At 65.0% G+C, this 12,394-nt stretch carries 5 protein-coding genes; 2 read left to right on the top strand and 3 right to left on the bottom strand.

Annotated features, from left to right (window positions below; all coding sequences use genetic code 11):
* Positions 1 to 345 precede the first annotated feature (345 nt).
* Together ABQZ00_RS02035 and ABQZ00_RS02040 are read right to left on the bottom strand one after the other, a co-directional pair.
* Positions 346 to 2,985 (bottom strand): hybrid sensor histidine kinase/response regulator, encoded by a 2,640-nt coding sequence (locus ABQZ00_RS02035; protein ID WP_323537725.1) that lies wholly within the window; start codon positions 2,983 to 2,985, stop codon positions 346 to 348.
* Between the two features lie 204 nt (positions 2,986 to 3,189).
* Complete coding sequence (locus ABQZ00_RS02040; RefSeq protein ID WP_115528866.1) at positions 3,190 to 4,362, bottom strand: OprO/OprP family phosphate-selective porin; 1,173 nt, start codon at positions 4,360 to 4,362, stop codon at positions 3,190 to 3,192.
* Positions 4,363 to 4,647: 285 nt separating this feature from the next.
* Between ABQZ00_RS02040 and ABQZ00_RS02045 the strand changes: the two genes are divergently transcribed.
* Both ABQZ00_RS02045 and ABQZ00_RS02050 read left to right on the top strand, forming a co-directional pair.
* Entirely contained in the window at positions 4,648 to 5,988 is a 1,341-nt protein-coding gene (locus tag ABQZ00_RS02045; RefSeq protein WP_323537724.1) for a dicarboxylate/amino acid:cation symporter, read from the top strand.
* Positions 5,989 to 6,186: 198 nt separating this feature from the next.
* Positions 6,187 to 8,496: an NADP-dependent malic enzyme gene (locus tag ABQZ00_RS02050; RefSeq protein WP_323537723.1), complete on the top strand. Its 2,310-nt coding sequence runs from the start codon at positions 6,187 to 6,189 to the stop codon at positions 8,494 to 8,496.
* Positions 8,497 to 9,049: 553 nt separating this feature from the next.
* On the opposite strand, the gene ABQZ00_RS02055 is transcribed toward ABQZ00_RS02050, so the two are convergent.
* Complete coding sequence (locus tag ABQZ00_RS02055; protein WP_323537722.1) at positions 9,050 to 12,391, bottom strand: GH92 family glycosyl hydrolase; 3,342 nt, start codon at positions 12,389 to 12,391, stop codon at positions 9,050 to 9,052.
* Between the last annotated feature and the right edge of the window lie 3 nt (positions 12,392 to 12,394).

Consider the following 12,394-nt stretch of genomic DNA (forward strand, 5'->3'; position numbering starts at 1 on the left):
CGATAGTCAAATGGGAATCATTATCGATAGTCTAGCAGGCGTGAGCCTCGCCGTTTGGCGCGTCAGTCCCAAGCGCTGCGCGCATGCGCGTGCGTCGGCAGCACTGCTGCGGTGCCGGAGCGAGGCGCTGGCAGTGCAGGCATCGCGCATGTCCAGGCCTCGTATGTCCACGCATGCGGCTGCCTGCATCAGCGGGCGACGTACCGAACATGGGTTGAACCGGCGCGCGATGGAATCCGCACGATCACGCGCGCGCCCGCAGCGCTTTCCGTACGAACACGCAGGCCTCGACAACGCGATGGGAGCTGCTGTTGCCTTTATCGATGCACGAAGCCCGCTACCGAATCACCCGCGCCGCAGCAGCATCTGCGTCATCAGCGCGCGCAGCGCAGGCGGGCGGACCGGCTTGGACAGAAAGCCCCAGCCCAATTCCTGTGCGTGTTCGCGCAGGGCCGGGTCGGGCTCGGCGGTGACCAGGATGATGCGCGGCTCGCGCTGCCAGCGGCTCACCAATTGCGGTAGCAGCATCGGGCCGTAGTGCGTGCCCATGCGTACATCCAGCAGCAGCAATTCCGGTGCTTCATCGGCGCTGGCATGGGCCAGTGCTTCGTCCGGGCCGCCGGAAAAATCCACGCGGCATTCCCAGCGTTCCAGCAGGGCGCGGGTGGCCTCGCAGACACGCGGGTCGTCGTCCACGCACCACACCCGGCACCCGTGCAGGATGGGGTCGTTGCCGTGTTCGGCGGTGGGCGGCGGCAACTGCGTGGCGATGGCGGCGCGTTCGCCGATCGGCACGGTGACCGAAAACACGCTGCCGCTGCCAAGCGTTGAATGCAGGCCGATGCGATGGCCCAGCAGGCGGCCGATCCGTTCGACAATCGCCAGCCCCAGCCCGGCGCCGCGGTCGTTGGCCACGCCATCGTCCAGACGGCGGAATTCTTCGAAGATTTCGTGCTGCAAGGCATCCGGAATGCCGGGTCCCTGGTCATGCACTTCGATGCGCAGCCAGCCACCGCGCCGACGGCAGCCGATCAGCACGCGCCCGCGCGGCGTGTAGCGGATCGCATTAGACAGAAAGTTCTGCAGGATGCGGCGCAGCAGGGTTGCATCGCTCAACACCACCGCCGATGTCGGCACCCACTCCAGCACCAGGCCGCGGTCTTCGGCCAGGATGCCGAACTCGCGCGCCAGCGTTTCCAGCAAGGGAGCCAGTGCGAAGTCGCGCACCTGCGTCTTCAGGCTGCCGGCTTCTAGGCGCGAGATGTCGAGCAGGCTATTGAGGATGGCGTCCTGCGCGGCGAGTGCGCCGTCGATGTTTTCGACCACGCGCGCGCTGCCGGGCTCGCGCACCTGCCCGCGCAACACCGACACGAACATGCGCGCGGCATTGAGCGGCTGCAGCAGGTCGTGCACCGCCGAGGCGACAAAGCGGGTCTTGTAGCGGTTGGCGCTTTCGGCCTCGCGTTTGGCGGCGGCCAGATCGCGGGTGCGCTCGGCCACGCGATGTTCCAGTGCATCGGCCAGCGAGCGCAGTTCGCGCGCGGCGTTCTTGTAGCTGGTGATGTCGGCGTAGCTGGTGACGAACCCGCCATCGGGCAGCGGATTGCCGCGGATTTCCAGCACCGTGCCGTCTTCTTTCTCGCTTTCGCGCATGTGCGGCTTGCCGCTGCGCAGGTGATTGAGCCGCCGCTCGATGGCCGCCTCGATCGGCCCCGGCCCCAGCAGCCCACGGCGGGCATTGAAGCGGAACAGGTCTTCGATCGGGCGGCCGATCTTGAGCAACTCCGGCGGGAAGCGGAACAGCTCCACATAGCGCGAATTCCACGCCACCAGATTGAGCGCCTCGTCGATCACCACCACGCCTTGCGGCAGATGTTCCAGGCTGCGGCTCAGGCCTGCGTTGGACTGTTGCGCGGCGGTGACCACGCCGTCCTGGGCGGTGCGCAGTTCTTCGGCATGTTGTTGCAGCAGGGTTTCCAGTTCATGCCGGCTGCGCTGACGCAGCGCCGACAGCCGCCGGCGTTGTTGCACGAACAACCACAGCAAGGCCAATGCCAGCCAGGCACCCGCAGCGGCGATGGCTGCGGCGCGGCCGGCGGCGGCGCTGGCGCGGGTGTCGTGCAGCAGATGCAGGCGCCAGCCGCTGTCCGGGACTTCCAGCGTCTGCCACAGCACTGGTGCGCCGAGTGGCGGGTCGCGCACCTCGGCCAGGACGCCACCGTTGCCGGTCTGCTCGATCAAGCGCCGACGCAGCGGCAGCAGCCCTTGATTGGCGTATTGGCGGGTGGTCTGCAGTTCGGTGCGGTCGCGCGGGGTGAGCGGCGCCAGCATGCGGTAGCGCCAGCTGGCGCGGCTGGCCAGAAACACCACGCCATGCGCATCGGAGGCCAGCACGATGTCCGGCGTCTGCAGCCATTCGCGCTCCAGTGCGGCCAGCGCAATCTTGATCACCACCACGCCCTGCACCTGGCCGGCAGCATCGACGATGGCCTGCGACAGGAAATAGCCTGGCTCGCTGGTGGTCATGCCGATGCCGTAAAAACTGCCGCTGCCGGTGGCCAGCGCCTGCTGGTAATACGGGCGGAAGGCGTAATCCACACCGACATTGCTGCGCACCGCGCGCCAGTTGCTGGCCGCCAGCGCAATGCCGCTGCGGTCGATCAGCGTCAGCGTGGACGACTGGGTGACATTGTTGGCACGTTCGAGTTTGCGATTGAGCTGCTGCACCTGCGCGGGCGACAGCGGGCCGGAGACCGCCGCGCGCAGCTCCGGGTCCAGCGCCAGAATCTGCGGCAGCGTGCGATAGCGGTCGATGCGTTGTTGCAGCGCTTGCGCATACAGGCGCAGCTGCCGGCGCACGGTGGCGCTTTCCTCGCGCAGCGCGTTCTGTTCGACAAAGTGCCTGGCCGCCAGCATGGCCACGACCATCCCGCCCAGCACGATGACCAGGGTGAGCAGCAGACGGCGGCGATGCGAGACATACATACGGCAAGTATGGCGTTCCGCTCCCGCACGCGCAGCCATCGCCTGATCGCGCGACAGACACGCGCGCCAAAACGACAACGGCCGCACCCGTGACAGGATGCGGCCGTATCGGAACATCGGCTACCGTCTAAGACGACAGCCGCGCGTGAATCACGCCAGTGCGCGGCAGTACATTGCCCGCGCGCTGGGTTGCGTCAGCGATGCTTAGAACTGCACCTGTGCGCGCAGCTCCATCACGTGCGGGGTTTCATGCACGCCATTGCGCGAGGAATCCACCCAGCTGTAGTTGGCCTGGAATTTGAAGTGGCTGGTGAGGTACCAGTTGGCGCCGATGGTGGTGTCGTGCTGACGGCCGCCGTGGATGTTGTTGTCTTCCAGATTCAGGCGGCTATAGCGGGCAGTCAGTTCGACCGCGCCGTAGTCGTGTGCAGGCTTGATGTTGCCCGGCACGCCGCCGGCATAGCTGCGCGACTCGCCGGTCAGCGACCAGGTGCCGTAGACGTACTGGCCCTGGGCGATGAAGTGCGGCTGGCCGGCATTACGCGCCACTTCGGCACGCAGGGCTTCGCTCTGCAGCGAGAACGGGCCATGGATCCAGACCGCTTCCACGCCGGTACGGATCACGTGGTCCACATCGAGGATGGTGCCGGTGTCGATCAGGCGCACGTCGGTCAGGCCGGCTTCCGGGCGGGCACGCAGGCGCACGCGCGGGCTGAAGGACACGCCGCGGCCGTCGCTGAAGCCGCGCGGGTTTTCGACTGAGCCGGCGATGCCCAGGTGCAGTACGTCGCCTTCGGCCTTGAACGGGGTCCACGCCGCATGCACGGCCTGGGTGGTGCCCGGGTTGTCGCCCTGCAGATCCTGGCCGCCGTACGCGCCGGCCTGCAGCAGGTACTGCGGACGCTCCAGGGTCCATTCCACGCCGGTCCGGCGGCCCTGGAACACTGCCTGCACCGGCAGACCCAGTTCCATGAAGCTGCCCGCGCGCGAGCTCTGCACCGCTTCCAGACCCACCGGCACCTTCATGTAGCCCAGGCGCACGCGGCCGTAATCCTGGCCCAGCAGCGCCTTGGTTTCGACGCGGAAGAACACGTCCAGCCACAGCTTGGCTTCGAAGTCGAAATACACCATGGCGTCGTAGACGCCCTTCTTCTTGATGGTGGCGCCGAATTCCTTGCGGCGGAAATCGTTGCGGTCTTCCAGGCGGTCGTCGCCGGAGAAGTTGTTGTCGTCGTAGGCGTAGTTGCCGGTCAGACCCAGCTCGGTGCCATCACCGAAGGTGTACTTGGTCGGCCAGTTTTCGATCGAGGTGGCTGCATTGGCAGCGGCGGGGACGATGGCGATAGCCAACGCCAGAACAAGCAAATTGAGGCGCATATGGAATGGTCTTCGGCAATGAAAGGGGTCGGGCGTCCTGCCATGGCGATCGCGGTGAACAGCTTCAGCAAGCGCGCAGGTCCGGGCGGCGACTGCACAGAAACGTCGGTGTCTGCGTTAAATGGAATTAACGGCCGGCGGCGGCGCGGCTGAAGTGTAAGGCGACGTTCAGCCCGCCAACAGTGCGTAGTACCAATGGGTTATCGGCCCTGCCTGTGACGTGCGCCCAGAATGCCTGCACCGGGTGCCTGCTCAGGCACCCTCCAGTTCCTTCGGAGTGGTGTCATGCACATCAGCAAGCCTGCCGGCCCGGTGCCGGCGTCCGTGCCCTTCTACCGCCAGCTGTATTTCCAGGTGGTGGTGGCGATCGTCCTCGGCGCCCTGTTGGGCCACTTCGAGCCGGCCTTCGCCGAAAGCCTCAAGCCGCTGGGAGACGCCTTCATCAAGTTGGTGAAGATGATCATCGCCCCGGTGATCTTCCTGACCATCGTTACCGGCATCGCCGGCATGACCCACCTCAAGACGGTGGGCCGGGTCTTCGCCAAGTCGATGACCTACTTCCTGTTCTTCTCCACGCTGGCGCTGATCGTCGGCATGATCGTGGCGCACGTGGTGCAGCCCGGCGCCGGCATGAACATCAACCCGGCCGAGCTGGACCAGAGTGCGGTCAACACCTACGTGCAGAAATCGCACGAGCTGAGCCTGGTCGGCTTCCTGATGGACATCATCCCGGCCACGCTGATCAGCGCGTTCGTCGATGGCAACATCCTGCAGGTGCTGTTCGTGGCGGTGCTGTTCGGTATTGCGCTGGCGCTGGTGGGCGAACGTGGCCGCCCGGTGCTGAGCTTCCTGGAAGCGTTGACCGCCCCGGTGTTCCGCCTGGTGCACATGCTGATGAAGGCCGCGCCGATCGGTGCGTTTGGTGCGATCGCCTTCACCATCGGCAAGTACGGTGTGGAATCGCTGGTCAATCTGGCCTGGCTGGTGGGCTCGTTTTACCTGACCTCGCTGTTCTTCGTGCTGGTGATCCTGGGGATCGTCTGCCGTCTGTGCGGCTTCTCCGTGCTCAAGCTGATCCGCTACCTCAAGGCCGAGTTGCTGCTGGTGCTCGGCACCTCCTCGTCGGAGTCGGCGCTGCCGTCGCTGATGGAAAAGATGGAGAAGGCCGGCTGCGAGAAGTCGGTGGTGGGCCTGGTCGTGCCGACCGGCTATTCGTTCAATCTGGACGGCACCAATATCTACATGACCCTGGCGGCGCTGTTCATCGCCCAAGCCACCAACGTGGACCTGACCCTGGGCCAGCAGATCACCTTGCTGGCGGTGGCGATGCTCAGCTCCAAGGGCGCGGCCGGCGTGACCGGTGCCGGCTTCATCACCCTGGCGGCCACGCTGTCGGTAGTGCCGGACGTGCCGGTGGCCGGCATGGCGCTGATCCTGGGCGTGGACCGCTTCATGAGCGAGTGCCGCTCGCTGACCAACTTCATCGGTAACGCGGTAGCCACGGTGGTGGTGTCGCGCTGGGAAAACGCGCTGGACCGCGACCAGCTCAAGCTGGTGCTGGATGGCGGCGAGCCGCCGTTGCAGGCGCCGGTGGCCGGCGGCGTCGCCCCGATCAGCGCGCGCTGATGCTTCCTACGGCCCTGTTCTCCGTCGGTGTATCCGGCGGGGTGCAGGGCCGTTTTCGGTTCCAGCCAACACCGGCCGCAGCGTACGCCACGCTGCAGCATGCAATCTCCCTGCCGCGCTGACAGCTGCGCGACAGGCCCTTGTTCAGGCAGGAGGGTAGAATTCAGCCCTCCTGCGCCTTCGAGACTCACACAGCCGATGTCCAACGACGACTTCAAACAGGCCGCCCTCGACTATCACCGCCAGCAGCCGGCCGGCAAGATCAAGGTCACCGCGACCAAGCCGATGCTGACCCAGCGCGATCTGTCGCTGGCGTATTCGCCGGGCGTGGCCTTCGCCTGCGAGGCGATCGTCGAAGAACCCACCCAGGCCAGCGAGCTCACCGCGCGAGGCAATCTGGTGGCGGTCATCACCAACGGCACCGCCGTGCTGGGCCTGGGCAACATCGGCCCGCTGGCGTCCAAGCCGGTGATGGAAGGCAAGGGCGTGCTGTTCCAGAAGTTCGCCGGCATCGATGTGTTCGACATCGAAATCAACGAGAACGACCCGGACAAGCTGGTGGATATCATCGCCAGCCTGGAGCCGACCTTCGGCGGCATCAATCTGGAAGACATCAAGGCGCCGGAATGCTTCATCGTCGAGCGCAAGCTGCGCGAGCGCATGAACATCCCGGTGTTCCATGACGATCAGCACGGCACTGCGATCATCGTCGGCGCCGCGGTGCTCAACGCGCTGGTAGTCACCGGCAAGAAGATCGAAGAGGTCAAGCTGGCCACCACCGGCATGGGCGCGGCCGGTATTTCCTGCGTCAACATGCTGGTCTCGCTGGGCCTGAAGCCGGAGAACATCCTGGCGCTGGACCGCGATGGCGTGATCCACACCGGCCGCACCGATCTGGATCCGGACAAGCAGCGCTACGCACGCGACACCGACAAGCGCACGCTGGCCGAGATCGTCGAAGGTGCGGATATTTTCCTGGGTCTGTCGGCGGCCGGCATCCTCAAGCCGGAAATGGTCGCCACGATGGCGCGCCAGCCGGTGATCTTCGCGTTGGCCAATCCCAACCCGGAGATCACCCCGGAAGCGGCCAAGGCAGTGCGTCCGGATTGCATCATCGGCACCGGCCGCTCGGACTATCCGAACCAGATCAACAACGTGCTGTGCTTCCCGTATCTGTTCCGCGGCGCGCTGGACGTGGGTGCCACAGGCATCAACGAAGAGATGAAGATCGCCTGCGTCAAGGCGATTGCGGCGATGGCGCGGCGTGAGGCCTCCGACCTGGGCGCGGCCTATGGCGGCGAGACCCCGAGCTTTGGCCCGGAGTATCTGATTCCGCGGCCGCTGGACCCGCGTCTGCTGGTGGAGCTGTCGTCGGCGGTTGCGCAGGCGGCGATGGACTCGGGCGTGGCCACGCGCCCGATCGCCGACATGGAGGCCTATCGCGACAAGCTCAGCCAGTTCGTCTACCGCACCAGCCTGATGATGAAGCCGGTTTACGACCGCGCGCGTGCCGACAAGCAGCGTGTGGTGTATGCCGAAGGCGAAGAAGAAGTGGTGCTGCGCGCGGTGCAGAACGTGGTCGACGAAGGCCTGGCCTTCCCGATCCTGATCGGCCGCCCGGACGTGATCGAAGCGCGTATCGAGCGGATGGGCCTGCGCCTGACCGCCGGCGTGGACTTCGAGATCACCAATATTCTCGATGACCCCCGCTTCAACGAATACTGGCAGTACTACCACGCGCTCACCGAGCGTCGCGGCGTCACCGTCACTGCCGCCAAGGAGCTGATGCGTTCACGCCCGACCCTGATCGCCGCGGTGATGGTGGCGCGCGGCGAAGCCGATGCGATGCTGTCCGGCGTGGTGGGGCGCTTCCACAAGAAGCTGGGCTACGCCCGCAGCGTGATCCCGCTGGAGCCGCGCGTGAGTTCCACCTCGGCGATGACCGGGGTGATCAACCAGCTGGGCGTGTTCTTCTTCCTGGACACGCATGTGCAGGAAGACCCCACTGTCGAACAGGTGGTCGAAGCCACCCTGCAGGCCGCCTATCGCCTCAAGTTGTTCGGTATCGAACCCAACATCGCGCTGCTGTCGCACTCCAACTTCGGCAGCCACGACTCGCGCGACGCGCTGAAGATGCGCCAGGTGCGCGAAGCGCTGCTCAAGCGCAAGCCCGAGCTCAACATCGACGGCGAAATGCAGGGCGACACCGCCTGGGACGAAGCGCTGCGCAAGCAGATCATGCCCAACAGCACCTTGAAGGGCCGCGCCAACCTGTTCGTGCTGCCGAATCTGGAAGCGGCCAACATCGCCTACAACCTGGTACGCGTGTTCACCGACGGCGTGGCGATCGGCCCGATCCTGATGGGCATCTCCAAGCCGGTGCACATCCTGACCACCAGCGCCACCTCGCGCCGGGTGATGAACATGACCGCGATCGCCGCGGTGGATGCGCAGATCCGCAGGCAACGCGATGCGGAAAAAACGGCGGCTGAAAAGGGTAACGATTGAGTTGATGCTTTAGCGACTGGGTTGGGCCGGCAAGCATTCGATCGACCGGGCAATGGTTGATCGAGTGCTGGTAGTCGGCCGACAAGACGCGGTTATCGACGTGCTAGCAATCAGCCGACGAGGCAATGGCTGAGCGAAGTGCGGGCAGTCGGCCGACAGGGCATTGGTTGATCGAAGTACTAGGAGTCGGTCGGCAAGGAACAGTTGATCCGAAGTGGCAGCAATCAGCCGACAAGGAGCAGTTGATCTGAAGTGTCAGCAGTCAGCCGACAAGGCGCAGTTGATCTGAAGTGACAAGCGCTCGGTCGACAGGGCAACGACGGAAACCTGTCGAGAACCTTGTTGCTACAAGACATCGAGCAGCGCAACACCAAGCGTGCAGTCACTGCCTGAAAGCCCCTCTCCCCTCGGGAGAGGGGTTGGGGTGAGGGTACGCCCACCCTCAGCAACGAATCAGCGTTGCCACCCACTGAAACGCTGATCAACGACGCAAGCAACAACGCTAGCGATCCCGCATCACTCAAAAGCGATCACACCAGCAAGCATCCCCTTCTCAACGCGCATCCGGAACAGCACCCAATAGCTCGATTTCGGCCAACTGCGCGCGCGCAGGCATCGTCAGCCGCAGCCGATACTCCGCATACGCGCCAGGCGTCGCAATCCGAAACGGGCGCGTCTGCAACGACCACTGAAAACGCTCGTCGCTGCGGTGATCGACCACCCGCCACGCACCACCTGCATTGCGCGCTTCCAACGTCCAGCCAGCTGCAGCAATCGCCGCACTGCCATTGGTCAAGGTGTACAGCGTCGCCTTGCCAGGTTCGAGCCCACTCAGCGTCAACGTCGACATGGCCGATAGCGCACCGACCGTGCCTGCATCGTCATCATGCAGCGCCGCGATATCGCGGCCATCGTCCATCACAATGCGTGCGGTAGCACCCAGCAGATCGTGCAGCGGGGCAGGGCGCTGTCCGGCCGGCGTCAACGACGGCGGCACATCATTCGATCCGCTCCCCCAGCGCGATGGCGTGGGGCCCATCACGAACTCCAGCGTCGCGCCCTTGGCGATGTCCGCATGCGCCAACCAGGTCTTGTGCCACGGCTTGCCGTTGAGCATCAGCGATTGCACATACACATTTTGCGGCGAGTTCTGCGGCGCATTGACCACAAGCGTGCCGCCATCGGGCAAGCGCACCTTTGCATGCTTGAACAGCGGCGAGCCGATCACGTACTCCGGTGCGCCCATGCGCAACGGGTACAGCCCCAGCGCTGCGAACAGATACCACGCCGACATCTCGCCATTGTCTTCATCGCCGGCATAGCCCTGGCCGATCTCGCTCCCCAGATACAGGCGCGACAGCATCTCGCGCGTCAGCTGCTGGGTTTTCCAAGGCTGCCCGGCGAACAGATACATCCACGGAATGTGGTGCGCGGTCTGGTTGCTGTGCGCATACATGCCCAAGCGCACGTCGCGCGCCTCGGTCATTTCGTGGATGGTGTCGCCGTAAGAGCCGGCAAATTTTGCATCGGCGGTTTCCGGGGTGGCAAAGAAAGTATCCAGTTTTGCCGCCAACGCGGCGCGCCCACCGTAGAGCGAGGCCAACCCTTCGCCATCGTGCGGCGCGGTGAACGCGAACGTCCAGCCGCTGGATTCGGTGTAGTCATTGCCCCAGACGCGCGGGTCGTAGTGCGCCGCATCCACCCGCCAGCGCCCCTCCGCGTTTCGCCCCTGAAAAAACCAGATTGCCGGATCGAATAGTGTCGAATACCCGGCCGCACGCTGGCGGAAATACATCGCCTCGGTCGCATAGCGCTCGCGCACGTTCGCGTTGGTCGCCTGCCTGGCTAATCCATCGGCCATGTTGGCGATGCCGAAGTCGTTGAGCGCGCCTTCCATCGACCACGACATGCCTTCGTGCGTATCGGTATCGGCGTAGCCGCGGAAGGTCGAGCGCGCCATGCCCTTGCGGCCCACGTGACGATCCGGTGCCACCACGGTGGCGTTTTTGAGCGCAGCGGCGTACGCCTCGGCCGGATCGAAGCCTTGCACGCCCTTGAGCCAGACATCGGCAAACGCCACATCCGAACTGGTACCGACCATCAGGTCGGCGTAGCCGGGCGAAGACCAACGCGCAATCCATCCCCCCGCACGCGCTTGCTCGATAAAGCCTTGCACAAAGGTTCCGGCAGCGTCGGGCGCAAACAGCGCATAGGCCGGCCACGCGGTGCGAAAGGTGTCCCACAGCCCATTGTTGACGTAAACCCGGCCATCGCGGATCGGTGCAAAACTGCGCACCGCGCTGCCGTCGATGTTGTCGTCCGACCAGCTGTTCTGGCTTGCGTAACGCCAGTCGGGTGCGTCTGCATTCCCTGCGTTTTCATGCGCGGAGTTCGGGTACAGATGCAGCCGATAGAGACTGGAATACAGCGTGGTTTTCTGGTCGGCAGTCGCATCGGGCACATCGAACCGCCCCAGCAATGCGTCCCACGCGTCCTGCGCTTGCGCGGCGATCTGCTCGAAGGATGCTTGCGGTGCGATTTCCAACGCCAGGTTGTGTCTGGCCTGTTCCAGCGAGATCAACGAGGTGGCGATACGCATCTGCACCTGACGCGCATCACCTGCATCGAACTTGATCCAGCCGGTGGGTCGCCCGGTATCGATGCGGCCGCTAGACGTCCACGGCCGATCGAAGCTCGCAACCACATACATGCGTGTCGCACCGGTCGACAGCCCGCTGCGCACATCGGTGTAACCGGACAGCGTCTGCGTCGCGGCATCCAGACGTAGCCCGCCGCGCGCGTCCACATTGTCGAACAGCAGGTTGGCATCGCCGTGATCCGGGAAGCGAAAGCGGAACAGCGCCGCATGGTCGGTCGGTGCGATCTCGGCGTGCAGGCCATTGTCGAACTGCACTGCGTAGCGGTACGGGCGCGCTATTTCATTGGCATGCGAAAACGCCAGCGCACGCTTGCCGCGATCGGCTTCGGGCACACCTGCGCCGACTGAGGGCATAACCTGAAAGGTCTGCCGGTCGCCCATCCACGGACTGGGTTGATGACTCAGCGCCAGCGCCTGCAGGCGTGGCCGGTTATCGGCATCGTTCTGCTCGTTCCAGCGGTACAGCCAGGTCAGCGTTCCCGCATCGGTCACCGGCGTCCAGAAGTTGAATCCATGCGGCACCGCCGTGGCGGGGAAATTGTTGCCGCGCGAAAACGTGCCGTTGGACTGCGTGCCACGCGTGGTCAATACCCAATCCGACGGGCGTGCCGGCGTCGGCAGCGGCACATCGCCCAGCGCGATGTCGTCGATCCAGCCGGCAGCGGCTGCGCCCGCAGGTGGCGCGAGCTCCAGCTCGATCGCCCGCACGCGTCGCCCACGCAGGCCGGCCACCTCACCCAGTCGCACTTCCTTGCGCGCCCACTGTTGCGGATACAAGGTCTTCGACTGCCCTTGCGCACGCGCGCCTATCGCCACGCCATGCTGGTCCTGCGCCGACGTGCCGGACAGCCGCGTGCCATCGTCGAGAACCAAATCCAGCGATACATAGGTCGAGGCGACATGATCGGTGCCGACGCTCTCCGGCAGCACAATCCACGACAAGGTGGTCTGCGCGTCGATCACGATGTCGGTGGCAAACAAGGTGCGCCTTCCCGTGCCGCTGCTGTCGTAACGCAGCGCATGCGCGCCGCTGTAGCCGGTGCTGGGCTTGGCCGCGTAGGGCGCGGCAGGGCCGCTGCCGACCGCGATCCGCACATCGCCAGGCATCGCTTGGACCGGCATGGGCTGCCCTTGATCGAAGGAACTGGCAAACCCGCCTGCCGCACCTGCATGCGCAGATGCGAGTGCCAACGCAACAACCAACGGCAAACGCCGCACAACGACCGACAGACTCACGTG

This window comes from Xanthomonas sp. WHRI 10204, from assembly GCF_040202875.1.
GTDB lineage: Bacteria > Pseudomonadota > Gammaproteobacteria > Xanthomonadales > Xanthomonadaceae > Xanthomonas.

What these genes read in the sequence shown, in the direction of transcription:
- ABQZ00_RS02035 (WP_323537725.1), bottom strand. Translation starts at nt 2,985, where the DNA reads ATGTATGTCTCGCATCGCCGCCGTCTGCTGCTCACCCTGGTCATCGTG.
- ABQZ00_RS02040 (WP_115528866.1), bottom strand. Translation starts at nt 4,362, where the DNA reads ATGCGCCTCAATTTGCTTGTTCTGGCGTTGGCTATCGCCATCGTCCCC.
- ABQZ00_RS02045 (WP_323537724.1), top strand. Translation starts at nt 4,648, where the DNA reads ATGCACATCAGCAAGCCTGCCGGCCCGGTGCCGGCGTCCGTGCCCTTC.
- ABQZ00_RS02050 (WP_323537723.1), top strand. Translation starts at nt 6,187, where the DNA reads ATGTCCAACGACGACTTCAAACAGGCCGCCCTCGACTATCACCGCCAG.